Genomic DNA, 15125 nt, shown 5'->3' with positions numbered 1-15125 from the left:
GATGGCGGATTATCAGCAGAGCCAGGGCCCCGGCAAAGGGGTCGTTAACATTGGACAGCGCATTATCACTACGCTGGTAGGGATAGTCGAAACCCGTGTCAGGCTGGCGGTTGTTGAGCTTGAGGAAGAGAAAGCGAATCTAATCCAGATGCTGATTATGATTGGCCTGACGATGCTCTTTACTGCTTTCGGTTTGATGAGCCTGATGGTGCTGATTATCTGGGCAGTTGATGCGCAATATCGCCTGATGGCAATTGGCATCACGACCGCCGTGCTGTTCGCTCTCGCTATTATCTTCGGACTCTGGACGCTGGCTAAGTCACGGCGCTCCACGCTCCTTAACGCTACGCGCAAGGAACTAAAGTCCGATCGTAAATTACTGGAGGACGAGTAATGAGCCGTGAACGTAACGAGCGTAAAGCCGAACTGCTGCGCCAGATCCATCAGCAGCGGTTGGATCTCAGTATCAATACGAAATACTGGCTTGAAAGCACCGCCCGTTACGATCGCGGCTGGCTGACCGTTGTCAGTTTACGTCGCTACTTTGCGGTAGGAAGCGGGCTGATGGCAATCTGGTCAGTGCGTAATCCGCGTTTTATTACCCGCTGGGCTAAACGCGGCCTTGGCGCATGGAGTACCTGGCGGATGGTGCGCAATTTCCTGCCAAACCGCTAACCCCTTCTTTCTTAGTAATCTTGTCTCGCTTTATCTCTTCAGACCCGGCTGTCCCTGGGTCTGAAATCTCAATCAATTTTCCTGAAAAACATTAGCAATTTAACTCGCTTACAATGATTTCCTTTCGCGAATATTATCCTCTTCAACGAACGGCGATGACCGCTAATACAGCATCATCACTGGGCTAAGAGAGGTTGGAATTTTTTCAACCCATAAAAACTTACCAGGATTAATCATGAAAAAATCAGAAGATGTGGGCTTTTTAGTGGCGCGTATTTTACTGCCGGTGCTGTTTATCGTAGCTGGCTGGGGTAAAATTACCGGTTACGCGGGTACTCAACAATATATGGAAGCGATGGGCGTACCCGGCTTCTTTCTGCCGTTAACAATCCTGCTGGAATTTGGCGGTGGACTGGCAATTCTGTTTGGTTTTCTGACGCGCTTTACGGCAATTGCTACAGCAATTTTTACCCTCATTACCGCACTGGTATTCCATACCAACTTTAGCGTTGATGGCAACTCCATCAACTTTATGAAGAACCTGAGTATTGCCGGTGGCTACCTGCTGCTGTTTATTACCGGCCCGGGTGCTTACAGCATCGACCGGATCTGGCGCAAAAAGAGCTAATTTAGCTAATAAAATAAAGCAGGACAAAATGAGGTCCTGCTTTAAGTTCTAAGCCATTTAGATGCAAAATAATTTTATCAGAATCTTATTTAACGCCTTCCATTTATCCTGCCGTGGAAATAACGGTTAATATGGAAACTTCAGGAAGCACCCTTAAAATAAGTCGTCGTTTTAAAAAAATTTTTATGGCTGAGATGCATAATCAGGATGACTTTTTAGCAGCAATTTGTGATATGGCGCTGATACCAACGTTAATGATACCCACAATCCCCGATCCAATATTGCTGATGGCGCTGACAATATCCAGCTCAAGAATACTGCCAATGCCAGAACCCAGCGTACCGCCTGCCGTTGTTGCATCTGTCGTCAAACCACCAGCAGAAGTGCCTAAATCAACAATTCCGCCAATAGCACTGCCAATACTCTTACCTAAATCAGCAAAAAAACCGGCACCTGAAACAGCTTCAACTTCCCGAGTGTTTAACTCGCGCATAACCTCTCCTTGTCAATATTACGTCCTGTGATTTTACAGAACAGGGTAATTTTATTGGCAGAGATAGTAAAGTCAACCATAATACTAAGCAGATCGCGTTAATGACCAAAATTAAAAAACCCAAATAGAGCCAAAAGTTAATTTGAAAAATTAATTTAAAGATCGATAAAGAAATTACAGCACTAATAAATATCATATTCACCCCAAAAAAAAGAGATGCAATTCAATCTTTACTCAATAAAAATCCTCTTCAAAACGCGCTGATTAAAATTTATTTCAATGTAAACCCGACATCCTGGCTATACCAGGTTATATTTTATTGAGTAATAATCGGTAATTTTAATATGAGGAAGTTTGTATGGGACAGCTAATCGACGGTGTCTGGCATGATAACTGGTATGACACCAAATCTACCGGCGGCCGCTTCAAGCGCTCTGAATCCGTCTGGCGCAACTGGGTAACCGCCGATGGTTCTGCTGGCCCAACGGGTAAAAGCGGTTTTCGCGCTGAGGCAGACCGTTATCACCTTTATGTGTCTCTCGCCTGTCCGTGGGCACATCGCACTTTACTCATGCGTACGTTGAAAGGGCTTGAAAGCCTGATTGCCGTTTCGGTGGTGCATCCGTTGATGCTGGAGAATGGCTGGACCTTTGATGAAGATTTTGCGGCCGCAACCGGCGACAGCCTCTATCAAAACGACTTTCTGTATCAGCTCTATTTACATGCCGATAAAGACTACACTGGACGCGTTACCGTGCCGGTACTCTGGGACAAACAGCAAAACACCATTGTCAGTAATGAGTCAGCAGATATCCTACGCATGTTCAACAGCGCTTTTGATGCGGTGGGCGCACGCGCAGGCGATTTCTATCCGGCCGATCTGCGTGGGAAAATCGATGAGGTGAACAGCTGGGTTTACGATACGGTGAATAATGGCGTTTATAAAGCGGGGTTTGCAACCACCCAGGCAGCCTATGATGAAGCCGTTACCGCTCTGTTTCACTCCCTGGAAAGGCTGGAGCAGATGCTTGGCCAGCATCGTTATCTGACTGGCGACAGGCTGACCGAAGCGGATTTACGCTTGTGGACGACGCTGGTCCGCTTTGATCCGGTGTACGTCACGCATTTCAAATGTGATAAACATCGTATCGGTGACTACCTGAACTTAAATGGTTTTCTGCGGGAGATTTATCAGCTGCCGGGCGTGGCGGAAACCGTGGATTTAGCCCATATCCGCCACCACTACTACCGCAGCCACAAAACCATTAATCCGTCTGGTGTTATTTCAACAGGACCGGCATTTGACTGGGACGAACCGCACGGACGTGACGCGCGTTTTCGCTAATTAAGGGCAGCCAAAGTGGCTGCCTGTCTATAATGAATGGCGTTTCGCCAGCAGCTTAGGGATTTCCCGCAGGCACCAGGCTTTCGCCTCGCCCATGCTGTCACGACGCCAGGCCATGATGATATCGACTTCTTTTGTATATTCAGGGCTGACCACGCGCAAACGGCCTTCGGCGATATCCTTTTCTACCATCGGATAGGGCATTGAAGCAACGCCAAGCCCGGCCAGTAACGCACGGTGCTTATCTTCAATCGAACTGACGGTCAGCCGCTGCTGCTTATCCAACAGCTGTACGGTAAGCACAGGTCGTTCTCGTGCCGTATCGGCCACCGCGATGCCACGGTATTTCACTCGTGACACTTCAGACAGGGGTTCCGGCTCGTCATGAATAGGATGGCCAGGACTCGCCACAATCACGCTCATGATGCTGTAAAGCTTGCGGGTATTGATCTCTGATGAGGCGCGAAAATGCATATCGGGCGCGATCACAATATCGGCTCGTCCCTGCTCGAGCCGCTCCCAGGCACCGGCTAACACTTCCGTTACCAGTGAAATTTGCGTGTTCGCTTTATCAGCCAGTTTATCAATCAGCGGAAAGAGATATTCGCACGGGATCAGTGCTTCAGTGACAATCGTCAGATGCGTCTCCCAACCGCGGGCCAGCGCTTCCGCATCCGTCGTCAGCTTATCCGCCGCCTCAAGCAACACTCTGCCACGTTCCAGCAGCATCCGCCCAACGTTGGTAAATTTTGTACGATGACCAGAACGGTCGAACAGAACAACGTCCAGCTCTTCTTCCAGCTTCTGCATGGTGTAGCTGAGTGCGGAAGGGACACGGCCTAACTCATCAGCCGCCGCCGCGAAGCTACCACGACGATCGATGGCATCCATCACTCGTAGCGCTTCCAGCGTCAGAGCGCGATCTTTAGCCATAGTGATTCTCTGTCAGGAAATTTGAATATAGCCAGCAGATTAACTGGCTAACATTCCTGCGTCCAGCAACTTACCATAGCAACATAATAAACGGTCGTAGCAGACCAGCCGATTAGGAGAACAACATGATTACCAGTCGCACCGCGCAAGAGTGTGGCAAGGCTGATTACGGCTGGCTGCAGGCGCGCTATACCTTTTCTTTTGGTCACTATTTTGATCCCCAGTTAATGGGCTACGCGTCACTGCGCGTGCTCAACCAGGAAGTGCTGACACCAGGGGCTTCCTTTCAACCCAGAACCTATCCAAAGGTCGACGTGCTGAATCTGATTTTGCAAGGTGAGGCGGAGTATCGCGACAGTGACGGAAATCATGTCACGGCCCGGCAGGGAGAAGCGCTACTTTTCGCCACCCAACCGACTATCAGCTACAGCGAACATAATTTAAGTAAAGATCGGCCGCTGACAAGAATGCAGCTGTGGCTGGATGCCTGCCCGGAGCGAGAAAACGCCGCGGTGCAGCGCATGACTGTTGATGAGCATGCTCGCCATACCCTTATGGCTTCTCCTGACGGGCAAAAAGGCAGTTTGCAACTGCGTCAGCAGGTGTGGATCCATCATCTTCTGCTGGAGCCGGGCGAGAGTTACACCGTTGAACTGCACGGTTCACGTGCCTATCTGCAATCTATCCACGGCAGCCTGAGTGCCGTCACCCATTCTGAAGCCGAAGAAAAACTGATATGCGGCGACGGTGCATTTATCCGCGAAGAACAAAGCGTCACGCTGCGAGCCGATACGCCGCTGCGAGCGCTGGTAATTGATTTACCGGTTTAATGCTTGCCGCCAGTGGCTTTGACTTCAAAAATTGACTTCATTGCGTTTAAGTCAGACAATAGCGTCATCAAGTGTCGCTATGGAACAGCTAATGGTTGCATTACGGAAGAAGCATCAATGCACGCTTAATAAGATATTTACGTCGCCTCCTCCGGTTAATATCAAATGGAGTGATATCGAGTCGCTGATCAAAGCTTTGGGCGGCCGGGTTACTGAGGGAAACGGCTCACGATGCAGGTTTATCCTGAACGACAGTATCGCTAAATTTCACAGGCCGCATCCTCTACCTGATACGGATAGGGACGCAATTGTAAGTCTGCGGGAATGGTTAGAAAGTACAGGAGTTAAGCCATGAGCAAAACAAACTTTTTTGAAATAGCCGGACAACCCGCCGTAGTCAGTTTTGTTCCGGAACTCAATGCGATGCGCGGTAAATTTTTAGGGCTGAGTGGCTATTGTGATTTTGTCGCTGACAGCGTTGAAGGATTAAAAAGAGAGGGCGAAATCTCGCTGAGTGAATATCTTAATGATTGCCGCGAGGCAGGGATTGATCCCTACGTCAGGCAGGAAAAAACAAAGACGTTCACCTTACGCTATAACGAGTCTTTCGCAGAAAAACTGACGCAGGCCGCTGCTGAAAAAGGAAAATCGCTGAATGCCTTTATTATCGAAATCCTGGAAGCGCAGCTGAGTCTTATATAGATAAAATGCGCAGCAGAACTGAGTCGCAAGCAGTTATCTTTCCTTTCGCCGCCGCACATAACAAAAAACCCCGCCGGAGCGGGGTTTTTTGTTGAATGAGTGTGAAGCTGACCGGTAAGCCGCTTTCTTTTCATAGAGAGTGTCGTGGACAGTCATCTGCTTTTTTGCTGCTGCGCATAACAAAAACCCCGCCGGAGCGGGGTTTTTTGTTGAATGAGTGTGAAGCTGACCGGCAAGCCGCTTTCTTTTCATAGAGAGTGTCGTGGACAGTCATCTGCTTTTTTGCTGCTGCGCATAACAAAAAACCCCGCCGGAGCGGGGTTTTTTGTTGAATGAGTGTGAAGCTGACCGGTAAGCCGGGTTCTGTCGTGGACAGTCATTCATCTAGGCCAGCAATCGCTCACTGGCTCAAGCAGCCTACCCGGGTTCAGTACGGGCCGTACCTTGTGAACCCCTATTTGGCCTTGCTCCGGGTGGAGTTTACCGTGCCGCGAACTGTTGCCAGCCGCGCGGTGCGCTCTTACCGCACCCTTTCACCCTTACCTGATCCCACATCCCCTGCATCTTTCAGGCGGCTGCTGCGTTGGCTTCCCGCATTCACCCCAGTCACTTAGTTAACTAAGCTCCTGAGGATTCATGCGGTTGCCGCCTTGCTGCAACCTGAAATCTATTGGGGGGGCCATCGGCGGTTTGCTCTCTGTTGCACTGGTCGTGGGCTTGCGCCCCCCAGGCGTTACCTGGCACCCTGCCCTATGGAGCCCGGACTTTCCTCCCCTCTGTCTGTCTCCCCCGAAGGAGGACGGCAACAAAGCGGCGACTGTCTGGTCAGCTTCGGCGCGGATAATAGGGCATTCCGCGCGCTTTGTCACCCCTCTTGCTGTTCCAGTGCATATTTATACAGCGCATTCTTTTTCACACCGTGGATTTCTGCCGTTAACTGGGCGGCTTTTTTCAGCGGAAGCTCTTGCTGCAACAGCGCCAGCGTACGCAGCGCTTCAGGCGGCAGCGCATCTTCCTGAGCATGGTAGCCTTCTACAATCAGCACCATCTCGCCTTTGCGGCGGTTCTCGTCCTCCTGCACCCACGCCAGTAGCTCTCCTACCGGCGCGCCATAAATCGACTCCCAGGTTTTGGTGATTTCTCGCGCCAGCACCACATAACGCGCCTCTCCCCATACCGCCACCATATCCTGTAGACTCTCCAGCAGACGATGGGTTGATTCGTAGAAAATCAGCGTGCGCGACTCCTGCTCAAGCGCCCGCAGCGTATCGCAGCGACCTTTGCTTTTTGCTGGCAGAAACCCTTCGTAACAGAATCGATCGGACGGAAGCCCCGCGGCGCTTAATGCTGTAATCGCTGCACAGGCACCCGGTAATGGAACAACGTTAATGCCTGCATCACGGCAAAGACGGACAAGATGGTAGCCCGGATCGTTAATCAGCGGCGTGCCGGCATCAGAAACTAACGCTATGCTTTGCCCGTCGCGCAGCTTAGCCAACAGCGTTTCCGCCTTCTGTTGCTCGTTATGATCGTGCAATGCGAACAGGCGCGCATTGATGGCGAAATGTTGTAGCAACAGTCCGGTATGACGTGTATCTTCCGCTGCGATCAGATCGACGCTTGAAAGCACCGTCAGAGCACGTTGGGTGATATCGCCCAGGTTCCCAATCGGTGTTGGAACGATATAAAGCGTGCTGGCAGAAATCTCTTCGCGTTGTTTCATTGTTTGATCCGAATAGCCGATTTAATATTGAGCATCTTGAAAAAAACATAACTGGATACAGTATGCTTCCTTCGAAAGTCATTCATAACAAAGCAGGACGCAACCTGGCTGTTCTGCTGGCCGCCCTGATTTTTGCCGGTTGTTCCGGCCAGGGTCCGCAAACGCCTCAGGCGGATGTGCAGGCCGCAGCCACTGGCACTTCCGATTCTTACCTGCAGCAAATGCAGCAAAGTTCAGATGATAACAAGGTTGACTGGCAATTACTTGCTATCCGCGCATTGCTGAACGAAGGGAAGATCCCTCAGGCCAACGATCAGTTCGCCAGCCTGCCACAGCAGCTCAGCGACACTCAGCGCCAGGAAGCCCTGTTACTTCAGACACAGCTTAAAATCGCCCAGCAGGATCTGAACGGCGCAGGCCAGCTTCTGCAAAAGGTGGATACCGCCTCATTGTCGAAAGACCAACAGGCCCGCTATTTGCAGCTTCAGATTAACAGCAGCCAGGGCCGTCCTTCGCTGGCGCTGCTGCGCGCTTATATCGCTCAGGAGCCGCTGCTGACCACCCCCGCCGATAAGCAAAAAAATATTGATGCGACCTGGCAGGCGCTGGTGCAAATGACGCCCGATCAGATTAACAGTCTGGTGATCAACGCGGATGAAAATACGCTGCAAGGCTGGCTGGATCTGCTGAACGTTTACAAGGCTAACAGCAGCGACCCGGATATGCTGAAAGCCGGTATCAGCGACTGGCAGACGCGCTATCCCTATAATCCTGCGGCGAAAATGCTGCCGACAGCGCTGACTCAGGTGCAAAATTTCCAGCAGGCGTCGACCGCAAAAATCGCCCTGCTGCTGCCGCTAAGCGGCCAGGCGCAAATTTTCGCTAATGCGATCAAGAAAGGCTTCGACGACGCCAGAAACGGCACGTTGACGCAGAATGGCACAGCACAGCCCGCAGCCGCCGCGCAGCCTGTTATCGGAAGCGCCGCGGCGCCCGTTCAGGCTCCGACCCAGGCAGGCGGCGAGAATTCAGCTGCGCCAGCGGATGCCAACGCCGCGGTCAGCCCTTCCGCCAGCCCGGATGCCGCAGCGACGCCAGCATCCACGCCGGAGCCGGCAGCGCCTGCTGCACAAAACGCTAACGTCGCGCAAACCGCCGCGCCATCCAGTTCAACCCAGGTACAGGTATACGACACCGGTTCTCAACCTGTCGATCAGGTACTGGCACAGGCACAAAAAGATGGCGCAACCCTGGTCGTTGGCCCACTGATTAAGAATAACGTTGAGCAGTTAGCTTCCGTTCAGACTCCGCTGAATATCCTTGCGCTGAATGAGCCAGAGTCGGTACAGAACCGTCCGAATCTTTGCTATTTTGCGCTTTCTCCTGAAGACGAAGCGCGTGATGCTGCCCATCATATGTGGGATCAGGGCAAACGCTCGCCATTGTTAATGGTGCCACGCAGCGCGCTGGGCGATCGCGTCAACAAAGCTTTCGCAACGGAATGGCAGAAGCTGGGCGGTAGCACCGTGCTGCAACAGCAGTTTGGCTCCACGGGCGAGCTAAAGCAGGGGATTAACAGCGGTGCAGGCCTGCGCCTGACCGGTACACCTGTTACGCTGCAACCGCAGCAGCAGCCTCAGAATGCGAACGTTACCGGTCAGCCTCCGGTACAGCCCGCGCCGGTCAGCGACAGCGGCAACGTTGATTCGGTTTATATCGTGGCAACACAGGATGAAATGGCGCTGATCAAACCAATGATCTCTATGCGCGTCAGCAGCCGCAGCATGGTACAAATTTATGCCAGCTCACGCAGCTACCAGGCGGGTTCCGGCCCGGACTTCCGCCTGGAGATGGAAGGCGTACAGTTTAGCGATGCGCCACTGTTGTCTGGCAACAACCCGGCGCTGTTACAGCAGGCCGCGAAGAACTTTAACAATGACTACTCGCTGGTTCGCCTGTATGCCATGGGCGTGGATGCCTGGACACTGGCTAACCACTTTAGCGAAGTGCGCCAGCTGCCGGGCTTCCAGATTCAGGGCGAAACCGGCAATCTGAGCGCGACAACGGATTGCGTTATCAACAGGAAGTTGACATGGAGCCAGTATCGTCAGGGACAAATCGTTCCGGCATCCTGAGTCGTCAGCAAACGGGGGCGGGCTATGAGCAACAGGCCCGCCGCCTGCTGGAGCAAGCAGGATTAACCTTTGTCGCCGCGAACGTGCGTTTTCGGGTTGGAGAAATCGACCTGATTATGCGCGACAAAACGACCTGGGTTTTTGTGGAAGTCCGCTATCGCCGCAATGCGCTTTTTGGCGGTGCAGCAGCCAGCGTGACCCGCAGCAAGCAGCTAAAACTGCTAAAAGCCGCAGCCTTTTGGCTGAATGGACGCAGAACCAGTTTTGAGAGCGCGGACTGTCGCTTTGATGTCATTGCGATAACCGGCACGCAGATCGACTGGTTGCCTAATGCCTTTACGGCGGAGTGAAACCTCCGCCTACGACTTACCAGGTGAAAAACGTGCTGGAAAGAATAAAAGTTTGTTTTACCGAAAGTATTCAAACACAGATCGCCGCGGCAGAAGCGTTACCGGATGCGATTTCTCGCGCCGCGATGACCATTGTGCAGTCGCTGCTGAACGGCAACAAAATTCTGAGCTGTGGCAATGGCACGTCCAGCGCCAATGCCCAGCATTTTGCGGCCAGCATGATTAATCGTTTTGAGACCGAGCGTCCCAGCCTTCCCGCTATCGCTTTAAGCGCGGATAACGTGCTGCTAACGGCAATTGGCAACGATCGTCTGCACGATGAAGTTTATGCCAAGCAGGTTCGTGCACTGGGCCATGCTGGCGACATTCTGCTCGCCATTTCAACACGCGGTAACAGCCGTGACATTGTGAAGGCAGTTGAAGCAGCGGTAACACGCGATATGACGATTATTGCGCTTACCGGTTATGACGGCGGCGAACTCGCCGGCTTACTGGGACCACAGGACGTGGAGATTCGCATTCCCTCGCACCGAAGCGCGAGGATTCAGGAAATGCATATGTTAACCGTAAATTGCCTGTGCGATTTAATCGATAACACCTTGTTTCCCCACCAGGACGCTTAAAGGAGCTTAAATGAAGGTATTCTCAGCAATGGCCGTGGTGATTACCGCCCTGATGCTACAGGGTTGCGTCGCGGCCGTCATCGGCAGCGCTGCGGTAGCAACCAAATCCGCCACGGATCCTCGTACTGTTGGCACTCAGGTTGATGACGGTACCCTGGAACTGCGCGTCAGCAATGCGCTTTCTAAAGATCAGCAGATTAAAAACGATGCCCATATCGTCCCTACTGCCTATCAGGGCAAAGTCCTGCTAACCGGACAGGCACCGACGGCTGACATCGCCAGCCGGGCGAAACAGATTGCGGTCGGCGTGGATGGCGCAACGGAGGTTTATAACGAAATCCGTACCGGCAGCAAAGCCAGCTTTGGTACCGCCTCTTCCGATACCTGGATCACTACCAAAGTGCGCTCCAACCTGCTGTCGAGCGATCAGGTTAAGTCATCAAACGTTAAGGTGACGACGGAAAACGGCGAGGTATTCCTGTTAGGTCTGGTGACGAATGAGGAAGCGAAAGCCGCGGCCGATATCGCCAGCCGGGTCAGTGGCGTGCAGCACGTGACCACCGCGTTTACCATCCTGAAGTAACCTCCGCTTCCGCCTGTGCGCAGCAGCGCACGGGCGGCATCTTTTCCACCAGCCTTACCCTTTTCTCACTGATTCCCTTTTCTTACACGAAGCAAAACTGTCAGGTCATCTGCACGATTTTTTTTCATTTCAAGGTGGCTATGGAAGGATGAATGCGATATCTCTTCCGGGAGATTCACTGGCAAAAGGCTCCAGAATCCATCCGTTGCCAAAATCACAGGTAGCGAAAGATCTAATCTCAGCTGAAGATATTCCGGGCGTTCAAGCCGGCGTCCTGATAATTTTCTAAAAAGAATATTTCTTTCCGGCAGCGTACAAATTTTGTGTTCATCGGTAATTTGTTTCGCCACTACCATGTTATGAGGAAGTACAGACCACTTAATATTTCCCTCTGTCAAAGTTCCAATTCTACAGTCGCCGAGAAAAAAACAGTGTTGTTCTTTCGTCTCGCGATCAACGATGAAAAGCAGGAAGCTTCCTTTAGAACAGACAAATTTTTTTCGGATGCTGGAATGGATGGTCTCTATTGAATCAAAAACAACTGCAGGCAAAATTTTATCTGATACAGAAGCCAAATTCTGGATGATTTCCTCACAAAAAGTCGAGACGAAAAGCCCGCTATCTTTCGCACCTGTCGCCCCATCGGCTATCATCCATATCTCATTTCTTTGCCCGATGTGCCAGGTTGCAAAATCCTGGTTAGATGCCCGCTCTGTCCCCTTGAGGGTAATAAGGATCCCTTCATTCATCATACAAACCAATAATTTTTGTAATGCGCTCGAACAGGTATGTCATCCTGGCCCTGTCACCATTGGTCGTTGTCTGTAGCAGGTAATCAAAATCCTCTTCATCTATCAGCTTTCTGAATTCATCTGAAATATATTGCAGAAGCGCAGGCTCACTTTCCCGAATATCTTCAATCAGGGTTTCACGCCCGTTAATAAGGTTAAAAATATCCTCAAGATCTCTGCTACAAAGAAGATCGCCTTCACCTCGTCCGTTCCAGGCTTCCAATTTAGTACCGATAAAGTAAACGGGAGAAAGGAGCCTGATGGTTAAACCCGGTTTTAATTCAAAGTCTTGTGCCTCAGTCAACGCACGTTGATACCAACGATTGGTAAATCCCAATGTATCATCAGTCGGCATAAAATCGACTTTGAGATTACCCAGACATTTTCTACAAATAACGTCACTTTCCACGTCATCACGAAAACCTCGCTGGCGTAACTCCTCCTCAAATTTTGCATGCTGCGCATAGCCTAATGCGCTAGTGATCAAATCGACATCGTCGGTCGCCCGGACTGATTGACGTGTATATTCATCGGTAATGAGAAGCCCGGTCGTTACGCCGCCCACAAAGGCGGTGCTTGCTAAAAGCTTTGGTCCAAGCGCTTCAGCAACCCGAATAATCATTTCTTTTAATGTTTCAAAATTAGTCGGATTCATTGAAAAACTTTCCGTGTATTTTTTCCAGTGCCAGATTCATTTCTCGCGGGTTCCCCAACCTTACTGCATCCAATAAAGCAAGATAACTATAAAGCTCAGGGTCCTTGCGTACAGCAAAAGGAACTGATTTATAGAGCGGTGCCACAGACTGACCCATCTCTCTGCCAAAGGCATCAGGCCAGACCATAATCAAATCACCCGCACTCAGTAATTTTTCCTTCAGCACGGGGGCAGCAAATGTGGTTGGAATACCGCGGGTTATTTCTGCTGGTCTGGCAGGAAATACCAGCCTTAAACCGTAGCGAATGAAGTTAAAAAACACTTTTTTATTCACTTCGGGTTTTTGATTGACCCTGCTTATTTTTGCCAGGCTTACGTTTACGCATCGCATGATGCTGTTGCTGATTTCACTCTTACTGATGCCTAACGCCTCGGCCAGGCCTCTGACAGTGAATGCATATTCCAGCCGGTTATCAGCCTCATTAATATTGTCGATGCGCTGAATCTGGGTCTCATTAAGTTTTTCATCGTTATCCCAGCCAAAAAGTAGCGGGTCCGGCGCATCCACCAGTAAATCACTGGCCTTTAAGCGACTCAGGCAAATCAGTTTGGTCAAAATCACGATATCTTGACTTTTCATTTCTCTGAAATCCATCCTGTCCACAAATTGCAATCTGTGGACAGAAGGTCGCATCTGATTTCTGCGGTGTCAAGAGATGCATCAAAAATGTCATTTCTTCCCTTATAGCCTGCTCAAACAGTCCATCGCTACCGCTTTAAAACCGGCGAAATCTTCGCAGCCGCGCAGCCGGGTCATCGCTCTCTCACGCATAAAAGTAACAAACAGATCGTAGATGGCCATCGCCTCTTCATATTCGGTTTTACTGATAGCCAGCAGGAAAATGACGCAGGCGGTTTCATCGCCCCAGCGGATGCCATGAGGAGCCAGTACGGTATAGACCACGGTTTTTTTTGCCATCAGTCCCAGTGAATGAGGCAGCGCAATGCCTTCGCCCAGCAGCGTACTGACTATCGCCTCACGTTCCTCAACCGACGCATAAAACTGCTTATCTACCACGCCTTCCCGCTCCAGCTGATCGCACAGAACGCTGAACAGCTCTGTTTGCGTCATTGGCCGATCGATAATGCGAAAATGCCCGGCATCGAAGAATTTTTCCAACATGTAAGGCCGGGTACGATCCACCAGCACCAGCTTGCCAAGCTGCTCCAGCTGGTATTCCGTCGGAAACGGCGCCATCACCACCACCGGTTTCCCCTTTTCGCTCAGGCGTACCGTAGAGATGACAAAATCTTCATCGATCGCGACCTGCTGCTCATATTCGCGCTGGGAGACAATGTTGCTGACGATAATCTGCGGATATTTACGCATCAGCATCGCCTGGATCATCCGCACGGTTGAATTGCCTGTATCGCACACCAGCAGCACTTTAGGATGACGCTGGTAGCCCACGTTATAATGGCGCTCCAGCCCGACGCCGATATGCAGTACCAGAAAACCGATTTCGTTTTCGCTGATGTTATACGGTGTGTACTTACTCCAGCTGGCTACAGCGGCCAGAGTGACATCATAAGCCAGCGGGTAGTGCTGTTTGATATTGCCAAGCAGCGGATTCGGGATAGCAATCTGGTAGCGCACCCGGGTAATCATCGTTTTTATGTGCGTCAGTAAATCGGCCCGCAGCTGCGGATCGTTTTGCAGATCAAAATTGTAATGCGTATTCACATAGCTGAGGATGTAGTTCACCAGCGATTCACCATCATCCGGACTGATGACGCTGGCGGCGATATCTTCAGTCCGTCGCGCGGCAATGTTCACCCGTAAATAGGCTTCCTCCGAGCTGGAAATTGCCTTGCCGGTCATCGGACGCAACAGATTAACGATATGGCGGGCGGCAGCCCGAACGTCGCGATCGACATCTTCTGCGCTGAAGTCAGATAACGGATAGCCCTCACTGATTCGCCTTACCGCAACCGCGCAGTACAGCCGCAGATAGAATTCGCTGTCATCACTCATTTTAATGCTGAAACGGCTGAAGCACTGATGCAACAGTGGCTGTAGCGTATCGAGTATGCCGCTGTTCAACGCTTCCAGATTCAATAGCGGATCGTCAGTATCTTCACGGGCGATATGATAAAGCAGATCGGTCAGACAGGTGCGGATCGCCACTTCGCTGCCAAACAGCTTCATGCCGTAGCGCGGTTTGGTTTCGATTACCAGATGATAGCGGCTTAGCTTTTCGCGGACTTCGGCCATATCGCTTTGTAACGTGGCGCGGCTGACGAACCATTCGTCGGCCAGATCTTCAAGTTTGAGCGCAAAAGCCGAGGTGAGAAAACGGGTCAGCAAATAGTTCACCCGTGCAGCTGAAGTGCGGGGGATCCGCAGCGGCGAAGCCGTCTGGCATTGTAGCTGGTTGTAACGATCGCGATCGTCCACTTTCAGCTGATAGCCTGCGCCACGGTTTAACACAAACCGCGCGCCGTGCGCCGCCAGCAGCTCATTCAGCGCGGTGATGTCCGTGCGGACAGTACGCGTCGTGACCGCAAAGTGCCGTGCCAGCTCATCCTGCGGCAGCGTTTCGTTTTGTAGCAGCTCAAACAGCTGAGCCAGACGTAAATTGGGAAATCTCACTGGCTC

18 protein-coding genes and 1 other RNA gene are annotated in these 15125 nt (G+C 51.4%); 11 read left to right on the top strand and 8 right to left on the bottom strand.

What is annotated here, in order from left to right; all coding sequences use genetic code 11:
* Position 1 precedes the first annotated feature (1 nt).
* The 3 genes from AAGQ96_RS02395 (at position 2) to AAGQ96_RS02385 (ending at position 1303) form a co-directional block, all read left to right on the top strand.
* Positions 2-394, top strand: a complete 393-nt coding sequence (locus tag AAGQ96_RS02395; RefSeq protein WP_147194649.1) for a phage holin family protein — start codon at positions 2-4, stop codon at positions 392-394.
* Positions 394-675 (top strand): YqjK-like family protein, encoded by a 282-nt coding sequence (locus AAGQ96_RS02390; RefSeq protein WP_147194646.1) that lies wholly within the window; start codon positions 394-396, stop codon positions 673-675. The genes AAGQ96_RS02395 and AAGQ96_RS02390 overlap by 1 nt, the downstream gene beginning before the upstream one ends.
* 235 nt (positions 676-910) lie before the next feature.
* Positions 911-1303, top strand: a complete 393-nt coding sequence (locus AAGQ96_RS02385; protein WP_147194643.1) for a DoxX family protein — start codon at positions 911-913, stop codon at positions 1301-1303.
* A 202-nt stretch (positions 1304-1505) separates the two neighbouring features.
* Here the strand turns inward: AAGQ96_RS02385 and AAGQ96_RS02380 are convergent, their stop codons facing one another.
* Complete coding sequence (locus AAGQ96_RS02380; RefSeq protein ID WP_342754731.1) at positions 1506-1796, bottom strand: hypothetical protein; 291 nt, start codon at positions 1794-1796, stop codon at positions 1506-1508.
* Between the two features lie 358 nt (positions 1797-2154).
* On the opposite strand from AAGQ96_RS02380, the gene AAGQ96_RS02375 reads away from it, so the two are divergent.
* Positions 2155-3141 carry a glutathione S-transferase family protein gene (locus AAGQ96_RS02375; protein WP_342754730.1) on the top strand — a complete coding sequence of 329 codons (987 nt, stop codon included), beginning with the start codon at positions 2155-2157 and terminating at the stop codon, positions 3139-3141.
* A gap of 27 nt (positions 3142-3168) precedes the next feature.
* Here the strand turns inward: AAGQ96_RS02375 and AAGQ96_RS02370 are convergent, their stop codons facing one another.
* Positions 3169-4074 carry a LysR family transcriptional regulator gene (locus AAGQ96_RS02370; RefSeq protein ID WP_147194638.1) on the bottom strand — a complete coding sequence of 302 codons (906 nt, stop codon included), beginning with the start codon at positions 4072-4074 and terminating at the stop codon, positions 3169-3171.
* A gap of 125 nt (positions 4075-4199) precedes the next feature.
* Here AAGQ96_RS02370 and AAGQ96_RS02365 point away from each other — a divergent pair, with 125 nt between their 5' ends.
* From AAGQ96_RS02365 to AAGQ96_RS02355, 3 genes are all read left to right on the top strand, one after another.
* The gene (locus AAGQ96_RS02365; RefSeq protein WP_342754729.1) at positions 4200-4904 is read left to right on the top strand and encodes a pirin family protein; all 705 of its coding nucleotides are present in this window, start codon (positions 4200-4202) and stop codon (positions 4902-4904) included.
* A 79-nt stretch (positions 4905-4983) separates the two neighbouring features.
* The gene (locus AAGQ96_RS02360) at positions 4984-5259 is read left to right on the top strand and encodes a type II toxin-antitoxin system HicA family toxin (RefSeq protein ID WP_342754728.1); all 276 of its coding nucleotides are present in this window, start codon (positions 4984-4986) and stop codon (positions 5257-5259) included.
* Entirely contained in the window at positions 5256-5606 is a 351-nt protein-coding gene (locus AAGQ96_RS02355; RefSeq protein ID WP_147194628.1) for a type II toxin-antitoxin system HicB family antitoxin, read from the top strand. Before AAGQ96_RS02360 ends, AAGQ96_RS02355 begins: the two co-directional genes overlap by 4 nt.
* 336 nt (positions 5607-5942) lie before the next feature.
* Here AAGQ96_RS02355 and rnpB read toward each other — a convergent pair.
* Positions 5943-6439, bottom strand: an RNA gene (gene rnpB / locus AAGQ96_RS02350) — RNase P RNA component class A.
* A 32-nt stretch (positions 6440-6471) separates the two neighbouring features.
* The gene (gene rsmI / locus AAGQ96_RS02345) at positions 6472-7329 is read right to left on the bottom strand and encodes a 16S rRNA (cytidine(1402)-2'-O)-methyltransferase (RefSeq protein WP_342754727.1); all 858 of its coding nucleotides are present in this window, start codon (positions 7327-7329) and stop codon (positions 6472-6474) included.
* 62 nt (positions 7330-7391) lie between these two features.
* On the opposite strand from rsmI, the gene AAGQ96_RS02340 reads away from it, so the two are divergent.
* From AAGQ96_RS02340 to dolP, 4 genes are read left to right on the top strand one after another with little or no spacing between them, the layout of a single operon-like run.
* A complete protein-coding gene (locus tag AAGQ96_RS02340; RefSeq protein WP_342754726.1) occupies positions 7392-9464 on the top strand; it encodes a penicillin-binding protein activator in 2073 nt (690 codons plus the stop codon).
* A complete protein-coding gene (locus AAGQ96_RS02335; RefSeq protein WP_147194619.1) occupies positions 9422-9814 on the top strand; it encodes a YraN family protein in 393 nt (130 codons plus the stop codon). Before AAGQ96_RS02340 ends, AAGQ96_RS02335 begins: the two co-directional genes overlap by 43 nt.
* Positions 9815-9846: 32 nt before the next feature.
* Entirely contained in the window at positions 9847-10437 is a 591-nt protein-coding gene (diaA, locus tag AAGQ96_RS02330; RefSeq protein ID WP_147194616.1) for a DnaA initiator-associating protein DiaA, read from the top strand.
* 10 nt (positions 10438-10447) lie between these two features.
* Positions 10448-11020: a division/outer membrane stress-associated lipid-binding lipoprotein gene (gene dolP, locus AAGQ96_RS02325; protein WP_147194614.1), complete on the top strand. Its 573-nt coding sequence runs from the start codon at positions 10448-10450 to the stop codon at positions 11018-11020.
* A gap of 65 nt (positions 11021-11085) precedes the next feature.
* On the opposite strand, the gene AAGQ96_RS02320 is transcribed toward dolP, so the two are convergent.
* From AAGQ96_RS02320 to AAGQ96_RS02305, 4 genes are all read right to left on the bottom strand, one after another.
* Positions 11086-11772, bottom strand: a complete 687-nt coding sequence (locus AAGQ96_RS02320; RefSeq protein WP_342754725.1) for a protein phosphatase 2C domain-containing protein — start codon at positions 11770-11772, stop codon at positions 11086-11088.
* Positions 11762-12466: a hypothetical protein gene (locus AAGQ96_RS02315; protein ID WP_342754724.1), complete on the bottom strand. Its 705-nt coding sequence runs from the start codon at positions 12464-12466 to the stop codon at positions 11762-11764. Before AAGQ96_RS02315 ends, AAGQ96_RS02320 begins: the two co-directional genes overlap by 11 nt.
* Positions 12453-13106: a hypothetical protein gene (locus AAGQ96_RS02310; protein WP_342754723.1), complete on the bottom strand. Its 654-nt coding sequence runs from the start codon at positions 13104-13106 to the stop codon at positions 12453-12455. Before AAGQ96_RS02310 ends, AAGQ96_RS02315 begins: the two co-directional genes overlap by 14 nt.
* Before the next feature lie 102 nt (positions 13107-13208).
* The gene (locus AAGQ96_RS02305) at positions 13209-15119 is read right to left on the bottom strand and encodes a PRD domain-containing protein (protein ID WP_147194611.1); all 1911 of its coding nucleotides are present in this window, start codon (positions 15117-15119) and stop codon (positions 13209-13211) included.
* Positions 15120-15125 lie beyond the last annotated feature (6 nt).

The organism is Pantoea sp. MBD-2R (assembly GCF_039134845.1).
Classification (GTDB): Bacteria; Pseudomonadota; Gammaproteobacteria; order Enterobacterales; family Enterobacteriaceae; genus Erwinia.
The sequence above is the reverse complement of the archived record's forward strand: the minus strand, read 5'-3'. Positions and strand labels throughout refer to the sequence as shown.

Coding starts and splice junctions, on each gene's coding strand:
- AAGQ96_RS02395 (WP_147194649.1), top strand. CDS start 2: ATGGCGGATTATCAGCAGAGCCAGGGCCCCGGCAAAGGGGTCGTTAAC.
- dolP (WP_147194614.1), top strand. CDS start 10,448: ATGAAGGTATTCTCAGCAATGGCCGTGGTGATTACCGCCCTGATGCTA.
- AAGQ96_RS02375 (WP_342754730.1), top strand. CDS start 2,155: ATGGGACAGCTAATCGACGGTGTCTGGCATGATAACTGGTATGACACC.
- AAGQ96_RS02320 (WP_342754725.1), bottom strand. CDS start 11,772: ATGATGAATGAAGGGATCCTTATTACCCTCAAGGGGACAGAGCGGGCA.
- AAGQ96_RS02315 (WP_342754724.1), bottom strand. CDS start 12,466: ATGAATCCGACTAATTTTGAAACATTAAAAGAAATGATTATTCGGGTT.
- rsmI (WP_342754727.1), bottom strand. CDS start 7,329: ATGAAACAACGCGAAGAGATTTCTGCCAGCACGCTTTATATCGTTCCA.
- AAGQ96_RS02385 (WP_147194643.1), top strand. CDS start 911: ATGAAAAAATCAGAAGATGTGGGCTTTTTAGTGGCGCGTATTTTACTG.
- AAGQ96_RS02335 (WP_147194619.1), top strand. CDS start 9,422: ATGGAGCCAGTATCGTCAGGGACAAATCGTTCCGGCATCCTGAGTCGT.
- AAGQ96_RS02310 (WP_342754723.1), bottom strand. CDS start 13,106: ATGAAAAGTCAAGATATCGTGATTTTGACCAAACTGATTTGCCTGAGT.
- AAGQ96_RS02355 (WP_147194628.1), top strand. CDS start 5,256: ATGAGCAAAACAAACTTTTTTGAAATAGCCGGACAACCCGCCGTAGTC.
- AAGQ96_RS02340 (WP_342754726.1), top strand. CDS start 7,392: ATGCTTCCTTCGAAAGTCATTCATAACAAAGCAGGACGCAACCTGGCT.
- AAGQ96_RS02370 (WP_147194638.1), bottom strand. CDS start 4,074: ATGGCTAAAGATCGCGCTCTGACGCTGGAAGCGCTACGAGTGATGGAT.
- AAGQ96_RS02365 (WP_342754729.1), top strand. CDS start 4,200: ATGATTACCAGTCGCACCGCGCAAGAGTGTGGCAAGGCTGATTACGGC.
- AAGQ96_RS02390 (WP_147194646.1), top strand. CDS start 394: ATGAGCCGTGAACGTAACGAGCGTAAAGCCGAACTGCTGCGCCAGATC.
- AAGQ96_RS02380 (WP_342754731.1), bottom strand. CDS start 1,796: ATGCGCGAGTTAAACACTCGGGAAGTTGAAGCTGTTTCAGGTGCCGGT.
- AAGQ96_RS02360 (WP_342754728.1), top strand. CDS start 4,984: ATGGAACAGCTAATGGTTGCATTACGGAAGAAGCATCAATGCACGCTT.